17 protein-coding genes and 1 pseudogene are annotated in these 16,597 nt (G+C 37.9%); 10 read left to right on the top strand and 8 right to left on the bottom strand.

The genetic code is table 11. The features are described 5' to 3' along the window. Positions 1–2: 2 nt before the first annotated feature. Positions 3–701, bottom strand: coding sequence for a flagellar basal body L-ring protein FlgH (gene flgH, locus AA977_RS01590; protein WP_020972002.1), 699 nt, complete (start codon positions 699–701; stop codon positions 3–5). A 127-nt stretch (positions 702–828) separates the two neighbouring features. Here flgH and AA977_RS01585 point away from each other — a divergent pair, with 127 nt between their 5' ends. Further along, positions 829–1,566 carry an outer membrane protein gene (locus AA977_RS01585; RefSeq protein WP_172795999.1) on the top strand — a complete coding sequence of 246 codons (738 nt, stop codon included), beginning with the start codon at positions 829–831 and terminating at the stop codon, positions 1,564–1,566. A 53-nt stretch (positions 1,567–1,619) separates the two neighbouring features. On the opposite strand, the gene AA977_RS01580 is transcribed toward AA977_RS01585, so the two are convergent. Beyond that, entirely contained in the window at positions 1,620–2,162 is a 543-nt protein-coding gene (locus AA977_RS01580; RefSeq protein ID WP_064434322.1) for a phospholipase D-like domain-containing protein, read from the bottom strand. A 142-nt stretch (positions 2,163–2,304) separates the two neighbouring features. On the opposite strand from AA977_RS01580, the gene AA977_RS01575 reads away from it, so the two are divergent. From AA977_RS01575 to AA977_RS01550, 6 genes and pseudogenes are all read left to right on the top strand, one after another. Then, a complete protein-coding gene (locus AA977_RS01575; protein WP_064434321.1) occupies positions 2,305–3,903 on the top strand; it encodes a putative sodium/potassium/calcium exchanger in 1,599 nt (532 codons plus the stop codon). After that, on the top strand, positions 3,896–4,516 hold the full coding sequence (gmk, locus tag AA977_RS01570; protein WP_064434320.1) for a guanylate kinase: 621 nt from the start codon (positions 3,896–3,898) through the stop codon (positions 4,514–4,516). The genes AA977_RS01575 and gmk overlap by 8 nt, the downstream gene beginning before the upstream one ends. Positions 4,517–4,586: 70 nt before the next feature. Beyond that, a complete protein-coding gene (gene tatA / locus AA977_RS01565; protein ID WP_064434319.1) occupies positions 4,587–4,832 on the top strand; it encodes a twin-arginine translocase TatA/TatE family subunit in 246 nt (81 codons plus the stop codon). A 2-nt stretch (positions 4,833–4,834) separates the two neighbouring features. After that, a complete protein-coding gene (gene argS, locus AA977_RS01560) occupies positions 4,835–6,460 on the top strand; it encodes an arginine--tRNA ligase (RefSeq protein ID WP_064434318.1) in 1,626 nt (541 codons plus the stop codon). 62 nt (positions 6,461–6,522) lie between these two features. Beyond that, positions 6,523–7,278 carry a HugZ family heme oxygenase gene (locus AA977_RS01555; protein ID WP_033746626.1) on the top strand — a complete coding sequence of 252 codons (756 nt, stop codon included), beginning with the start codon at positions 6,523–6,525 and terminating at the stop codon, positions 7,276–7,278. Between the two features lie 679 nt (positions 7,279–7,957). Next, positions 7,958–9,223: pseudogene (locus AA977_RS01550) on the top strand (SabA family sialic acid-binding adhesin); the annotation flags it as partial. A gap of 254 nt (positions 9,224–9,477) precedes the next feature. Here the strand turns inward: AA977_RS01550 and AA977_RS08180 are convergent. Next, positions 9,478–9,612, bottom strand: coding sequence for a hypothetical protein (locus AA977_RS08180; protein ID WP_301335551.1), 135 nt, complete (start codon positions 9,610–9,612; stop codon positions 9,478–9,480). A 120-nt stretch (positions 9,613–9,732) separates the two neighbouring features. Between AA977_RS08180 and AA977_RS01545 the strand changes: the two genes are divergently transcribed. Further along, the gene (locus tag AA977_RS01545) at positions 9,733–10,878 is read left to right on the top strand and encodes a YbfB/YjiJ family MFS transporter (protein ID WP_064434317.1); all 1,146 of its coding nucleotides are present in this window, start codon (positions 9,733–9,735) and stop codon (positions 10,876–10,878) included. Positions 10,879–11,039: 161 nt separating this feature from the next. Here AA977_RS01545 and AA977_RS01540 read toward each other — a convergent pair whose 3' ends face one another. Both AA977_RS01540 and AA977_RS01535 read right to left on the bottom strand, forming a co-directional pair. Further along, the gene (locus AA977_RS01540; RefSeq protein WP_064434316.1) at positions 11,040–12,017 is read right to left on the bottom strand and encodes a CobW family GTP-binding protein; all 978 of its coding nucleotides are present in this window, start codon (positions 12,015–12,017) and stop codon (positions 11,040–11,042) included. After that, positions 12,017–12,379 (bottom strand): hypothetical protein, encoded by a 363-nt coding sequence (locus tag AA977_RS01535; RefSeq protein ID WP_064434315.1) that lies wholly within the window; start codon positions 12,377–12,379, stop codon positions 12,017–12,019. Before AA977_RS01535 ends, AA977_RS01540 begins: the two co-directional genes overlap by 1 nt. Before the next feature lie 95 nt (positions 12,380–12,474). On the opposite strand from AA977_RS01535, the gene AA977_RS01530 reads away from it, so the two are divergent. After that, the gene (locus AA977_RS01530; protein WP_064434314.1) at positions 12,475–13,599 is read left to right on the top strand and encodes a DNA-methyltransferase; all 1,125 of its coding nucleotides are present in this window, start codon (positions 12,475–12,477) and stop codon (positions 13,597–13,599) included. Then, entirely contained in the window at positions 13,596–14,288 is a 693-nt protein-coding gene (locus tag AA977_RS01525; RefSeq protein ID WP_064434313.1) for a hypothetical protein, read from the top strand. Before AA977_RS01530 ends, AA977_RS01525 begins: the two co-directional genes overlap by 4 nt. Before the next feature lie 41 nt (positions 14,289–14,329). On the opposite strand, the gene AA977_RS01520 is transcribed toward AA977_RS01525, so the two are convergent. The 3 genes from AA977_RS01520 to AA977_RS01510 all read right to left on the bottom strand — a co-directional run bounded on the left by AA977_RS01520 (position 14,330) and on the right by AA977_RS01510 (position 16,594). Beyond that, positions 14,330–15,211 (bottom strand): polysaccharide deacetylase family protein, encoded by an 882-nt coding sequence (locus tag AA977_RS01520; RefSeq protein ID WP_064434312.1) that lies wholly within the window; start codon positions 15,209–15,211, stop codon positions 14,330–14,332. A 13-nt stretch (positions 15,212–15,224) separates the two neighbouring features. Beyond that, positions 15,225–16,109: a carbon-nitrogen hydrolase family protein gene (locus AA977_RS01515; protein ID WP_064434311.1), complete on the bottom strand. Its 885-nt coding sequence runs from the start codon at positions 16,107–16,109 to the stop codon at positions 15,225–15,227. A gap of 83 nt (positions 16,110–16,192) precedes the next feature. Beyond that, a complete protein-coding gene (locus AA977_RS01510) occupies positions 16,193–16,594 on the bottom strand; it encodes a hypothetical protein (RefSeq protein WP_064434310.1) in 402 nt (133 codons plus the stop codon). Positions 16,595–16,597: the final 3 nt, after the last annotated feature.

Here is a 16,597-nt window from a genome sequence, read left to right as displayed (position 1 = left end):
TTTCAATAAGGCATTTGGGTTTCCATCGCATCAGCAGCGAATTTCTTTTTGTTAGAATCGCTCAAATGCCCCAAATTCGTGTATTCAATCTTAGCGTCGGCTAAAAACTTGGATTGGATGGTGTTATTCCTTTCAATATCATAAGGGCGGATCACCCCACTCACTTTAAGGATTTGCTTTTCCCCATCCACTAGCACTTCCTTATTCCCATAAATGAAATAATTCCCGTTTTCTAGCACTTTAATAATCCTAGCGCTCAACACGATCTCTAAATCCTCACTCTTTTTTTGCGAGCCACCGCCTTTAAAATTCGTGTTGTTGCTGGATTTAGTGAAATTGTAATTATTCTTATCGTCTAAATACTCCGCTTCTTTTTTCTTTTTCTCATCTAAGCCGTTATAAGTGAGCCTTGGGGGCGTGGAATTACCCCCTGAAGCGCTTTTATAGTCTTTAGAGCTAGAATAATTCGCACTCGCTTTTTCAGAGACAATGATTGTGATCAAATCATTAGGCTTCATCGCTCTCCTGTCCGCAAATAAAGGGCGTTCACCCTGCCCGAACAAACTCCCTAACTTGTTCAATTCTGGGATAAATTCTTTAGAGGGGGTTTCTTCCACATAATTAGGAGGGTTAAAATCAATTCCAGGCTCATTGGCTGACATGCTCAACAAAATAGCCCCTATACAAAGCGCTTTTTTCATTCACTAGCCTTATTCACTATTTTAAGCCTCAAAATTATACTCTCTTACAAAGAATAAATGCTTAATTTTGCACAAGTTGTTGTAAAATTTAGGTCTTTATAATGAATTTAACTTGTAGGAGATAAAATTGAGAACCTTGTTAAAGATGTTGGTTGGTGCAAGCTTACTGACACACGCCTTAATAGCTAAAGAAGAAAGCGCTGCACCTTCTTGGACAAAAAATTTGTATATGGGATTCAATTACCAAACAGGTTCTATCAATTTAATGACTAATATCCATGAAGTTAGAGAAATAACTAACTACCAAACCGGTTATACTAATGTGATGACTAGCGTCAATAGCGTTAAAAAACTCACCAACATGGGATCGAATGGGATTGGCTTGGTTATGGGCTATAACCACTTTTTCCATGCGGATAAGGTCTTGGGTTTGCGTTATTTTGCTTTTTTAGACTGGCAAGGCTATGGCATGAGATACCCTAAAGGCTATTATGGCGGCAATAACATGATCACTTATGGCGTGGGCGTGGATGCGATATGGAATTTCTTCCAAGGGAGTTTCTATCAAGATGATATTGGCGTGGATATTGGCGTTTTTGGGGGGATTGCAATTGCGGGGAATAGCTGGTATATTGGCAATAAAGGGCAGGAATTACTAGGCATCACTAACACTAGTGCAGTTGATAACACCTCTTTTCAATTCCTTTTTAACTTTGGCATGAAAGCCTTATTTGTAGATGAGCATGAATTTGAAATCGGGTTTAAATTCCCCACCATTAGTAACAAATACTACACCACCGATGCACTCAAGGTTCAAATGCGTAGGGTTTTTGCCTTTTATGTGGGGTATAATTACCACTTCTAAAGGGCTTGTGAAACGCCCAAACGCTAAAGACGATTAGGATTTCTTAAAGGGCTTTAAAACCCTACACAGCTTTCTAGCATCTTTTGATAATAGCTCTTGGCTTTGAGAATTGTCTCTGTATCATCGGCTTTTAAAAGCACTTCATAATTGTTTTCAAAAGCGTTTTTGCTCCAATTCGCTGAGCCTAAAAACACGATCTTATCATCAATGATCGCTACTTTTTGGTGCATGATGCCGTAATAATTCCCGTTTTTAGCCTTAAGCCCCTTTAATAAACACACTTTAGTGTTAGGGTATTTGTCTAAATAGCCGATAGTGGATTGCTTGTTATGATGATTGCTTTCATAATCATAAATGATTTGCACCTTAATCCCCCTACTCGCTACGCTTTTAATGGCTCTTGCAATATCTCTGTGCGTGAAACTATAAATAGCGATTTTCACGCTCTCTCTAGCGTTACTAATGCCAGAAACTAAAGCGTTTAAAGCGTCCCTTTGCTCATAAGGTAAGACAAACAGGCTATTTTTAGCTTGTAAAACCCCCAAACAGCCCACTAACACGCTAACGCCAACGATTTTTTTAAATTGATCTAACATCAAATGATCCTTATTTTAAATTACACTCATTATAAAAACAACCAACCAAGTGGATTTTTGATTATAATAAAAGATTTAAAAAAAGCGATAAAAATTGACAGCTTAAAGAAGCGTTTCTTACTAAAATTAAGGAGTCCCTAAAATGAAAATGATTGTATTCAACCAAAACCCCATGATTGCAAAGTTGCTTGAGAGCGTCTCTAAAAAGTTAGAATTATCTATGGAAAATTTTAACCACTATGAAGAGCTATCCGCACGCCTTAAAAAAGATCTAGAATGGCTTTTAATAGCCGATGATGAAAGTCTGGAAAAACTGGATCAAGTGGATTGGCTAGAGTTAAAAGAAATCATCTCTCAAAACCATCTAAATTTATGCATGTATAAAAAGGGTAATGAAGCGCAGCCCTTCTTGGAAGGCTTTGAGGTGAAAATGAAAAAACCTTTTTTACCCACTGAGGTTTTAAAAATCCTTCAAAAAAAGCTTGGCTTTAATGCAAGCGAGCCAAAGTCTAGCCAGAATTTAGACCCAACTCAAGAAATTTTAGAAACCAATTGGGACGAATTAGAAAATTTAGGCGATTTAGAAGCCCTAGCTAAAGAAGAGCCTAACGCTGAAGAGCAATTACTCCCCACTTTAGATGCACAAAAAGAAAACGAAGAAGTTAAAGAAGAAGAAAAAGAAGAAATCGCAGAAACACCGCAAGAAATAGAAGCCTCCCAAGTGCAAGAAGCAGAAAAACAAGAAGCAGAAACAGAAACACAAGAAGTTACAGAACAAACACAAGTGCAAGAATTAGAAGCCTCCCAAGAATTAGAAAAACCGCAAGCGCAAGAAATAGAAACGCAAGAAGTTGCAGAAGAAAAACAAGAACAATTCAAAGAAGAAACGCAAAAAGTTGCAGAAACACCTAAAGAAAAAGAAGTTTCAAAAGAATCAGAAACTCTCCAAACACAAGAAGCAGAGACGCAAGAAATTCAAGAAGAAAAACAAGAACAAGAGCAAGTCAAAGAAAAAACGCAAGACTCCCCAAGCGCACAAGAATTAGAGGCCATGCAAGAATTAGTCAAAGAAATCCAAGAAAATTCTAACGAGGATAAAAAAGAAACGCAAGAAAACGCAGAAACGCCCCAAACACAAGAAGCAGAAACAGAAACGCAAGAAATTACAAAACAAACAGAAACGCAAGAATTAGAAAACCAAGAAATCGCAGAAAGCCCCCAAGAAACGGAAGCACAAGAAATTACAGAACAAACAGAAACGCAAGAATTAGAAGCTTCCCAAGTGCAAGAAACAAAAACGCAAGAATTAGAAAACCAAGAAAACGCAGAAACGCCCCAAAATGAAGAAGTTTTAAAAGAATTAGAAACCCCCCAAGAAACAGAAACCCAAGACCAAAAAACGCCCCCAAAAACCCAAGACAACTACGAAACCATTGAAGACATTCCTGAACCGGTGATGGCTAAAGCGATGGGGGAAGCGTTACCTCTTGTTGATGGAGCCTTGATAGAAACTTCTAATAATGAAAACGCCGCACAAACCCCTAAAGAAAGCGTTACAGAAACCCCACAAGAAAACGCAAAAATCCCCCAAAAAAGCGATGCAACTTCTAGCCCCCTAGAATTGCGCTTGAATTTGCAAGATTTATTGAAAAGCCTCAATCAAGAGTCCTTAAAAAGCCTTTTAGAAAACAAAACCTTAAGCATTAAAATCACTTTAGAGGATAAAAAACCTAATGAATAACAATTTTAATTTACTCATCCTTTCAGGCCCTAGCGGAGCGGGTAAAAGCACCCTTACAAAGTATTTGCAAGAAAAAATCCCAAAAACCCATTTTTCCCTTTCCACCACCACGAGGAAACCCAGAGAGGGCGAAATTGATGGCTTGCATTACAATTTTGTCAGCGAAGAAGAATTTAAGCAAGGCATAGAAAAAGGGCAATTTTTAGAATGGGCGATCGTGCATAACCACTATTATGGCACTTCTAAAGCCCTTGTGGAAAAAGCCTTAAAAGAGGGTAAAATCGTGATTTTTGATATTGATGTGCAAGGGCATGAGATCCTTAAAAAGCATTACCCTAACGCATGCTCTGTGTTTATTAGCACCAAAAATCAAGAGGTTTTAAAAGAGCGCTTGCTTTTAAGGGGGACAGATTCTAAAGAGACGATAGAAAAGCGCTTGATTAACGCTTATAAGGAAATGCAAAGCTTGGAGAGTTTTGACTACCTCATCATCAATGAAGATTTAGAAAAATCCAAAGAAATCATTTTGAGCATCGCCAAAACTCTCGTTTATCGCTTAAAAGCGTTTAATTTTGAAAAAATATGCAAGGCTTGGAAAAACGAATCCTTATAAAGTTTATCAATTCTTTTTCAAACAAGCTATAATTCAAAGCAAACCAACCAATAAATTCAAGGAGTAACATATGGGCGGATTTACAAGTATATGGCATTGGGTCATTGTTTTATTAGTGATTGTGTTGTTGTTTGGGGCTAAAAAGATTCCTGAATTGGCTAAAGGCTTAGGCAGTGGGATCAAGAACTTCAAAAAAGCCGTGAAAGACGATGAAGAAGAAGCTAAAAATGAGCCTAAAACCCTAGACGCTCAAGCAGCGCAAGCCAAAGTGCATGAAAGCAGCGACATGAAAAGCGCGCAAAAACAAGAAAGCTAAAAATGCACACTCTTATTAAGGGCGTTTTAGAAGAGATTTTAGAAGCTGAAGTCATTATTGAATACCCTAAAGACCGAGAGCATGGGCATTACGCTACGCCCATTGCTTTCAATCTCGCCAAAGTTTTTAAAAAATCGCCCTTAGTCATCGCTGAGGAATTGGCCCTTAAAATCAGCACGCACGCTAAAACTCAAGGGTTTTTTGACAGCGTAGTGGCTTGTAAGGGTTATATCAATTTCACGCTTTCTTTGGATTTTTTGGAGCGTTTCACCCAAAAGGCTTTGGAATTAAAAGAAAAATTTGGCTCTAAACTACCAAGCGAAAATTCTCAAAAAATCTTTTTAGAATTCGTGAGCGCTAACCCTACAGGGCCTTTACACATAGGGCATGCTAGGGGGGCGGTGTTTGGCGATAGTTTGGCTAAAATCGCTCGCTTTTTAGGGCATGAGGTTTTGCGCGAATATTATGTCAATGACATGGGGTCTCAAATCCGCTTGTTAGGGCTTTCTGTGTGGCTCGCTTACAGAGAGCATGTTTTAAAAGAAAGCGTAACTTATCCGGAAGTCTTTTACAAGGGCGAATACATCATAGAAATCGCCCAAAAAGCCCGCAACGATTTAGAACCGAGCCTTTTTCAAGAAAATGAAGAAACTATCATTGAAGTTTTAAGCGGCTACGCTAAAGATTTAATGCTTTTAGAAATCAAGGACAATTTGGATTCTCTAGGCATTCATTTTGATTCTTATGCGAGCGAAAAAGAGGTTTTTAACCATAAAGATGCGGTGTTTAAAACCTTAGAAAAAGCGAACGCCCTTTATGAAAAGGATTCTAAAATCTGGCTCAAATCTTCTTTATACCAGGATGAAAGCGATCGGGTGCTTATTAAAGAAGATAAAAATTACACTTATTTGGCCGGCGATATTGTCTATCATAATGAAAAATTTAAGCAAAACTACACCAAATACATCAACATTTGGGGGGCAGACCACCACGGCTATATCGCTAGAGTGAAGGCTAGCCTTGAATTTTTAGGCTATGATTCTCGTAAGCTTGAAGTCTTGCTCGCTCAAATGGTACGCTTACTCAAAGATAACGAACCTTACAAGATGAGTAAAAGAGCGGGTAATTTCATTTTGATTAAAGATGTAGTTGATGATATTGGTAAAGACGCTTTAAGGTTTATTTTTTTGAGCAAACGGCTTGACACCCATTTAGAATTTGATGTCAATACTTTAAAAAAACAAGACAGCTCAAACCCTATTTATTACATCCACTACGCTAACTCGCGCATCCATACCATGCTAGAAAAATCCCCTTTTTCTAAAGAAGAGGTTTTGCAAACCCCTTTAAAAAACCTGAACGCTGAAGAAAAATACCTCCTCTTTAGTGCTTTAAGCTTGCCTAAAATCATTGAAGCCTCTTTTGAAGAATACGGCTTGCAAAAAATGTGCGAATATGCAAAAACCCTCGCCTCAGAATTCCACCACTTCTATAACGCTGGCAAGATTTTAGACACCCCTAAAGCTAAAGAGCTTTTAAAGATTTGTTTAATGGTGAGCTTGAGCTTGACCAACGCTTTTAAACTTTTAGGCATAGAGATAAAAACTAGGATTTCAGTCAAGGATTAAGCTCAAAATTAGTTTTTTTGATTATAATATTCTCATTATCTTTAAAAAATAAGGAGAATATTTTGCTTAATCGTATTATAGAACACATGAACGCCCACCATGCAGAAGACATGAAAGGCTTATTGAAAAAATTCGGGCAAGTCCATCACGCTGAAAATGTTGCATTTAAAAGCGTGGATCCACAAGGTATTGTGATTGGCTACAACAACAACCAAACCTTAAGGATTGAATTCAACCAAGAAGTTAAAGACCCTAAAGACTACAAGAACGCTATCATTGAATTGTGCCAAAGCGTGGAAAAAACCCATGATTTAAAAGGCGTGGAAGAAGAAATTAAAGCTTTTAGAGAAGGCTTTGATTCTGTTTGTTTAGCGACCTTACACCCTAATGGGCATGTGGTATGCTCTTATGCGAGCTTGATGCATGATGGCAAACAATACTACATTTATGTGAGTGAAGTGGCTGAGCATTTTGCAGGCCTTAAACACAACCCCAATAATGTGGAAGTGATGTTTTTAGAAGATGAAAGCAAGGCTAAATCAGCCATTTTGAGAAAACGCTTGCGCTATAAAACCAACGCTCGTTTTATTGAGAGAGGGGCGGAGTTTGACAAAGCCTTTGATGCATTCATTGAAAAAACCGGCGGCGCTGGGGGCATTAAAACCATTCGCACCATGCAAGATTTCCATTTGATCGCTTTGGATTTTAAAGAAGGGCGCTTTGTGAAAGGCTTTGGCCAGGCTTATGATATTTTGGGCGATAAAATCGCTTATGTTGGAGATAAAGGCAACCCGCACAATTTCCCCCACAAAAAATAAACCTTTTATTCAAACCATTTAGAAATATTTCCCAAACGCCTTAGTGTTTGGGATAAATGGTATCATAAACGCCTTATTAACCCCCTTTTTTCCGCTACGCTTTGAATGTTTCTGTCTTTTTACAAAACAAGCAAAAATCTTTAAAATTTTATCAAAAACTCTTTTTTACCCAATACCATCATTAAGTCGTGAAACCGCCCCCTTTCTAAAGCAAGGGGCATGACTAAAGCGTCCCAACAAACACTAACGCAAAAGGCTTTGTTCTTTAAAGTCTGCATGGATATTTCCTACTCCAAAAAGACTAGAGGTATTTTGTAAGCTTAAATGTAGCCTAGTGGCTATGTACTTGCATCTTCTCGCCCTAAAGTGCAGAGTTTTTCGTGCAGTTAGGATAAATATCGCACCAAACATTCCAACAAAATAACTAAACTTTTTATAGTTACCTCTCTTCAAACAATCTCATTTCTTTAAAAATCATTTTCATTGGTTTAATATTTGTTTAGAAATACCACAAAAATCTTTTTTTTTTTTTTGAAAGGGCAAAAACACCCATTAATGTCAAAATCCCATCAATTTATATTATATTAACGAAAGCTTGCGGTATGGTTTTACTTAAAGACACATTTCTGCAAGACTCACCTATAAAATCAATTTATTTCAAAAAGAAAAGGATAACAACATGAGAAAAACCATCTTTTCACTCGCTCTAAGCTCGCTTCTAGTTTCCACTTTAAGCGCTGAAGACGACGGCTTTTACATGAGTGCAGGCTATCAAATCGGCGAAGCCGCTCAAATGGTGAAAAACACCAAAGGCATTCAAGAGCTTTCAGATCGTTATGAAAGTTTGAACAATGCTTTAACCAATTATAGCGTCCTAAACACCTTAATCCAGCAATCTAGCGACCCCAATGCCATCAATAACGCAAGGACTAATTTGAGCGCGAGCGCGAAAAATTTGCTAGATGAAAAAACCAACTCTCCCGCCTATCAAGCCGTGCTTTTAGCCTTGAATGCGGCAGCAGGTTTGTGGCAAGTGATGAGCTATGCGATCAGTGGTTGCGGTCCCGGTCCTAACAAAGACAAAAATGGAGGCGTTCAAACCTTTAACAACACGCCATCAAATCAATGGGGAGACACTACCATTACTTGTGGTAATGAAAAATATAAACCAGGTCAATTCAGCATTATATCCACCGCAGATTATGCAACCATCAATAAAGCTTATCAAATCATTCAAAAGGCTTTCGGGAGCAGTGGGAAGGAAATCCCGGTCTTAAGCAACACCAACACAGAGCTTAAATTTACAATCAACGAAAGTGGGAACAATGGAAATAAAGAAGTTGATACGAAAAATAACGCTCAAATTCTTTTAGAACAAGCCAGCACGATTATAACCACTCTTAATAGTGCATGCCCATGGATAAATAATGGTGGTGCAGGTCCTGCAAGTAGTGGTAGTTTATGGGAAGGAATCAATAAAGGTAATGGTAGTGCGTGTGGGATTTTTAAAAATGAAATCAGCGCGATTCAAAGCATGATCGCTAACGCTCAAGAAGCCGTCGTGCAAGCCAAAATTGTTACTGAAAACGCACAATCAGGGACAATAGACAAAGACAACAAGCCTTTCAACCCTTTTAAGGATGCAAGTTTCGCTCAAGGCATGCTCACTAACGCTACAGCGCAAACAGAGATTTTAAACCGAGTCCAACAAGTGGTGAATGATTTTGACAAAATCCCTAAAGATTTTGTAAAAGACTCTTTAGGAGTGTGTAATGAAACGCAAAATGGTCATCTCCGTGGCACGCCATCCGGCACGGTTACTTCTAACACTTGGGGAGCCGGTTGCGCGTATGTGGGAGAAACGATAACGAATCTTAAAAACAGCATCGCGCATTTTGGCGCTCAAGCCGAACAAATCCGGTTTCAAAATACTCTCTATTCTTTAAGAAAATGAGTTTTTCACTATTTTAAATAAAACTTAAGAAAATAAGTTTTACAACAAAATCAGATCTAAAACGAATATTTTTCACTCACAAAGTTTTATTTTTTAACTTTTTTCTAAACTTTTTTAAAACTTTTTCTCACTCATAAAATTTTTAATTTTTAAACTTTTTCTTTTACTAACAGAGCTTTGATCTTTCTAATTTTTTTAATTTTTTACAAAACAAAATTTTTATTTTTTTAGCGTTTAATTCTTTTTTAGTGGTGTTCCCTAGCTAGTCCGTAATCATCAGCCGCTATTGCATCAATGATAACCACCGCAAAAAGCCTTATTTTAATAAAGCCTCTTACAGATACAAGATCTGCAATTTCCGCAATCAATTCTTTACTCAACAATGGGGCAACCTTATGAGCTCCCCTTAAATTGATCTTACTCTCATTATGCACCATCAATTAACAAGTTTCAATATAATATAAAATCTTGTTTTTTTATAATTTTTATTAAGGATAAAAATGCGCGTGTTTGTTTGCTTTTTAGGGGTTTTTGTGTCTAACGGCCTGGCTCGTTTTGGCTATGTGGTCTTAATCCCCCTACTCATTTTATCAGGGAGCTTGACCCCACACCAAAGCTTCCAACTAGGCATTGCGGTGCTAATGGGCTATGTTTTTGGGAGTTTTTTAATCCAATTTTTAAGCCCGTTAATGTCATTAGAAAGCATCGCTAAAATCAGTTTTGGTTTGATCGCTTTGAGTTTTTTGGTTTGTTATTTTGATAGTATCCCTTTCTTTTGGCTTTGGATCTGGCGTTTTATCGCCGGCGTGGCTAGCAGCGCTTTAATGATTTTAGTCGCTCCTCTCTCTTTACCCTATGTTAAGGAAAATAAAAGGGCTTTAGTGGGGGGGCTTATTTTTAGCGCCGTAGGCATTGGATCTGTCTTTAGCGGGTTTGTTCTGCCTTGGATCAGCTCTTATAATATCAAATGGGCGTGGATTTTTTTAGGGGGCAGTTGCTTGATAGCCTTTATCCTTTCCTTAGTGGGCTTGAAAAACCATTCTTTAAAAAACAAACCCATTAAAAAAGAAGAAAGCAAGCTTAAAATCTCTTTGCATTTGGGGTTATTGTTAGTTTCTTGCGCCCTCAATGCGATTGGTTTTTTACCCCACACGCTTTTTTGGGTGGATTATTTGATCCGTCATTTAAATATCTCCCCCACTATCGCTGGAACTTCATGGGCGTTTTTTGGCTTTGGCGCCACACTTGGCTCTTTAATCAGCGGCCCTATGGCTCAAAAGCTAGGGGCTAAAAACGCCAATATCTTTATCCTTATTCTAAAATCCATCGCATGTTTTTTACCCATTTTTTTCCACCAAATTCCTTTACTCAATTTGAGTATTTTTGTGATGGGAGCGGCCACGACCGCTAATATCAATTTATTTAGCATGATGGCTTTAAAGATCGCAGGTGCGAAACATTTCGCTCAAGCCTCTTCTTGGGTGGTGTTTTCTTTTGGGATTTTCCAAGCGCTTTTTTCGTATCTTTTTACGATATTTTTAGGGGATTTGGGCTATCTTTTGATTTTTGTGATTTGTGGAGTGTGTTTGGTTTTAAGCTTTATTGTGCTTTTCCCTATTAAAATGCAAACAGCTATAAACAGATAGCAAAATTTAGATTTTATTCTTTATAAAACCCATAAGGGGATAGGGGTATTTTAAAAAACCCTCCCCCTACAACCCCCACAAGATCAAGAGAATATTGCTTTCAAACTCTTTTATTTTAAAAAATTCTAAAAGCATTTTTTACATTTGAATAAAATTAAAAATTATTGCGTTTCAAAACCCTTGATACCAAGCAAATTTTTAAAACCCTTTAAGGAATTTAAGATTTTTTCACGCTCTAAATGGCGCGTGATAAAAACGAGAGTAGAGTCGCTAGTGTCCTTTAAAATGTGTTTGGGCGGATAAATTGCATGCATCACGCCGTTAATGCTCACTAAAAAATCCTCCCCAATGTCAATAATCCCTTTTATGCGTAAAATTTGTGTGCCGTATTTATGCAATAACAAACTCAGCCAGATCCCAAATGCGCTCCATTCCATCGCCCCTTCAAAACGCATGCTTAAAGTTTCAAAACCTTGCGAGTGCAGATTTTTTGGTGTTGGCGGTGCAAATTTTCGCGCCCCTTTTTCGCGTGAGAAAAGATTTTCATAATCTATACTTTTCCCTATATTTTTCTTGTCAAAAATTTCTGCACTGGGGTTGATGGCTTGTATGTGTTCTTTTAATTTTATTAAAGCCACGCTGTCGTTTTGCAAGTCCGTTTTGGTCAATAAAACGCTATCAGCAAAAATGATTTGCTCTTTAGCTTCGTTGTTTATCAAATGCGTTTTAGCGTTCAATACATCCACGCAAACGATCACGCTTTGAACTTCAAAATGCGCCCCTAAAAAAGTGTCGCTCAAAATCGTCCATAAAATCGGCGCCGGGTTGGCTAAACCGGTGGTTTCAATGATGATGCGTTTTAAAATTTCGCCGCGCGATTCATAAAAATTGATTGTATCTTTTAAAGACTCCACTAAATCCAAGCGTTTGTTGCAACACACACACCCTGCGTTAAGATAAAGCATTTTTTCATCGCAATAATGCACGCTTAAAATGCGTTGATCCAAGGCGGCCTGACCGATTTCATTGATGATTAAAGCAACGCCTTGGTGGTTAAATTGGCTTAAATATTCGCTTAAAAAACTCGTTTTACCGCTGCCTAAAAAACCTGTGATGAGCGTGATAGGGATTTTTGGCATCAGTTGGTGGTGTTTGTGTGGTGGTTTAAAAACGCCAACAGATTCGAATCTAATGCGTCCATCTCTTTTTTGGCTAAATTTTGCGCTTTATCCCACAAATCGCCTAGATCATTGACGATCACGCTTTGCCCTTTTTGATCGCACAACACAAATTTTACACCTTGCCAATCATCAATTTTTAGCCCATAAAACGCCAAGATTTGATTGAGCAATCCCACTCGTTTGAACCTCGCTCTTTTGCGATCTCTGGCGTTTTCATTTGCGCTAATAAACGCACTTTGCACCCTCAAACTCCCATTACCCCCATTGAACTCATCGGTCCAATGAAAGGAATTAATAAGCTCCCCACACAAAACGCACATTTTTAACCTCCAAAAGTTAAATCATGCTACAATTCTACTAAAAAATCCATAGACTAGAATAAATCTAATGCTGTTTATATTGTATAGGAATTTTAATGCAGGATTATAGAACGCTTACGCTAGAAAATATTTACGCGCCAAATGAGATCACAGACGCGCTTTCATTGTTGCAATCTTGCGGTATTGAATCAATTGTTAATGCTTCAAATATCACGCTTCATTTTGATATTGTGGATTTAAAAACGCTTGAATTGACTGCACAAAATACGCTGATTCAAAAGACATTAGAGGAATTATATAAGATCCGCTCGTTTTCTAGTCAAAATGGCAAAATCGTATTTAAAAGCTTCAACAAAGCTAAAAAAGTCGCCCACAAAAAGCAAAACGCAAAGGCAAGATTAGCTTACGAATCTTACAAAAAAGAGTTTAGCAAAGAGATCAATGAAATTCAAAGTTATCTTAATCAAATCTATTGTGCGGATAGCTTGGAGTTTTTAAAAAAGCTCCCAAATAATTGCATAGACATAATGCTAACTTCACCGCCTTACAACTTTGGCATCAATTACAACGCAACGCAGGATGCAAATCTTTGGCAAGAATATTTTAACACGCTTTTTGCCATTTTTAAAGAGTGTATTCGTGTATTAAAAAGCGGAGGGCGAATCATTGTCAATATCCAACCTATGTTTAGCGATTATATCCCTACGCACCATTTTATCAGCAAATTTTTCATTGATGAAGGGCTTATTTGGAAAGGCGAGATTTTATGGGAAAAGAATAACTACAACTGCAAATACTGCACTTGGGGAAGCTGGAAAAGCCCTGCTGCACCATATTTAAAATATTCGTGGGAATTTATTGAAATTTTTTGCAAAAATAGCCTAAAAAAAGAGGGCGATAAAAACAACATTGACATAACCGATGATGAATTTAAAAAGTGGGTTTATGGCAAGTGGAACTTTGCCCCAGAACGCAATATGAAACAATATGGGCATGATGCAATGTTCCCAGAAGAATTAGTAAAGCGGTGTTTAAAGCTATTTTCCTATCAAAGTGATATTGTATTAGACCCATTTAATGGTGCAGGGACAACGACAAAAGTCGCCAAACAATTAGGGCGTAAATTCATAGGCGTAGACATTAGCGAAAAGTATTGTGAAGTAGCAAAAGCAAGGTTAAAAGAAGCAACAGATTTATTTAATGTAAGGGATATAATTTGAGTTCTATAAAAGATATTATACAATATTATAATATTGTGGTTAAAGCGATTGATAAAGACGCTCGGGGTCAAGATAGTAGGGCGTATGGCGGAGTTATAAGAAGCGTTAAAGGCAAATTACAAGAACATATCAGTGAAGAGATTGTCAAAATAGCATGGCAAAATATTGGTGGCAAAACTAATAGGCTTGAAATAAATTCTAATAAAATAAAAATTCCCATCAAAGATAGCTACATAGAAAGTATAGCTAACAAACAAGTAAGGGCATATATATTAGAGCATAAGAAAGATTATTATTACGGATTGAGCGTTGATAAACATATACTTGTGGATAATCAATTGGTTATGGGGATAGAATGTAAAGCCTATACGGAAAACGCTATGCTAAAGCGAATATTAGTGGATTTTCATCTCCTTAAGACTTTATATCCAAATATATCTTGTTATTTATTTCAGCTAGAAAGCCAATTGGGTGGCGATTATTCAGCCTTGCCAGAAACCCTATTTGGATCAAAACCCACGCATTCTATAATGAGCTACTTTGAAAGCGTGGATCTAAATATAGTAACCTTACTCAAAGGCGAAAGAGACATCAATAAACCCATACACAAAAATTTCAAACCTTTAGACGAAGAAATTTTAAAGAAAACAATCAAACTAATGGAAAATGAATTGAAAGTTTATTTGTAACAGTTGGTGCAAATTGCATTCGCACCAATGCGATTCAATCGTTATTTTTTTCTAGGGTTTCGTTTTAAGAAATCATCAGCGATTTCATTGAATGTTACCCAACGCACGCCCTCATGCTTATTGATATGCTCAATGATTTTTTCATGCATGAGCAACACTTGCGGGCGTCCGCTCACATCAGGGTGGATCGTCATGCTAAATACCGCATAATCCATTTCACGATAAACCCAATCAAATTGACCGATCCACATTTGCCCTATATCGTGTGGGCTTACAAAACCAAAGCTATTGGGGGATTTTTTGATAAACATCATCGGCGGTAAATCGTCCAAATACCAGTTTGCAGGGATTTCCACTAAATCTGTTTCAACCCCACGAATTAAAGGCTTCATCCAATCCTTAGCCTCCAAACTATAATCAATCTTGCTCCAACTATCCCCCACACGCACGAAATAGGGCGTGAAATCATTGTGCATGAGCGAGTGGTCGTATTTGAAGCCGTGTTTTAAAAGCAATTCGTTAGTGATATTAGAAAATTCCCACCACGGTGCCACATAGCCTGTGGGGGCTTTGCCGGTAAGATTTTTAATCAACTCAACGCTTTTTAACAAAACCTCTTCTTCTTGCTTGGCCGTCATAGCGATAGGGTTTTCATGCGAATACCCATGTGCACCCACTTCATGCCCTGCCTCTACGATCATTTTCATTTGCTCTGGAAAAGTTTCAATAGAATGCCCAGGCGCAAACCAAGTCGCCGGAAGGTGGTATTTTTGAAACAATTTTAAAAGCCGTGGGATCCCTACTTCCCCTGCAAAAAGCCCACGCGAAATATCATCAGGCGAATCCTCCCCACCATAGCTCCCTAGCCAACCAGCCACCGCATCAATATCCACGCCATAAGCCACTAAAATTTCTTTTGCCATAATCTCTCCTTATTTAAGTGAGTTTTCCAAACCCCTTTTTAGTGAGTTTGGTATCAAAATCTTGCAAATAAGGGATTTTTTGGCGTTGCGATGCGGCCTCGTTTAAATCAAGATCAGCGATAATGACTTCGTTAAATTTAGTGGCTTGTGCAATGATTTTTCCATTGGGTGCAACGATTCTTGAATCTCCTGCAAACTCTAGCGTTTGTTTTAATTTAGAATTAGTTTCTTCCCCACTATGATTGCATGCACACACAAAACAGCTATTTTCTAACGCTCTAGCCTTGCTCAATAAATCCCAATTATAAGCCCTAGCTTTGCCAAACGCGCTAGGATAGATTAAAATCTCCGCCCCTTGCAACGCTAGAATGTTCGCGCCCACGCCAAAGCCGATTTCATAGCAAATTTGCAAACCCACTTTCACGCTAAAATCCCCAAAATCCAGCGTGAAAATCCCATATTTTTTGCCCCTTTTGAAGCGCGATTTTTCATCACCCCACAAATAGATCTTGCGGTGTTTGCCAACGATTTTACCTTCTGGTGAAACGATATAAGCGCTGTCGTAGAGTTTTTGATTGGTTTTTTCAATACTGCACGCCACCACATGCGTTTTATTAGCTTTTGCAAAATCGCTTAACACCTTTAAAGTCTCGTTTTTTAGCGTTTTCTCGCCATGTTTTAGGGCTTTAAAATCTATCCCTAATGCATCATCTTGATCATTCACGCAATACCCGCTATCAAAAAGTTCAGGCAAAACGATGAGATTTGCACCTTTATTGTGGGCTTCTTTGGCTAGATTAAGGGCTAGTTGCAAGTTTTCATTCAAAGCGTAGGGTTTGGATTGCATTTGAATCACAGCGGTTTTTAGGATTCTTTTGGCGAGATTTTTTTCTTTCAAAATCCACTCCCATTTTTGTTTTTATTCTATAGGATAAAAAATTAAAAAAGGGTTAAGGGGGTTAAAAGTAATAGGAATTTGTGTCAAAACTTACCATTATTGTTTAAAAATCGCAATAACGCACTAGAGAGTGAGCTCACAAACACGCCGATAAGAAAAAACAGCCCGTTAAAAAGATTAAACGCTAAAAGCGCTCCTAAAATGCCCAATAAAACCCCATACCCCCCTAAACGCCACGCATTAAAAGACATTTCCAAACCTAAGGCGAATTTTTGGAATTTTTGCTTTTCTTCTTTTTCTGAATCTTGTTTCCTCAAATCCAAACGCTTTTTAACGCCATAATACGAAGACAACGCCACGATAAAAAACCCTAAAAACCCCCCTTCAAAATTCAAAACCCCATGAAATGCTTGAAAAAAATAAACAACGATCGCACTAACTACATTGATAGCGAGTAAAATAAGCAGGCATTGGATTTGGCACATGGG

The sequence above is a fragment of the Helicobacter pylori genome (assembly GCF_001653455.1).
GTDB lineage: Bacteria > Campylobacterota > Campylobacteria > Campylobacterales > Helicobacteraceae > Helicobacter > Helicobacter pylori_A.
This window is presented reverse-complemented; position numbering and strand designations above follow the sequence as displayed.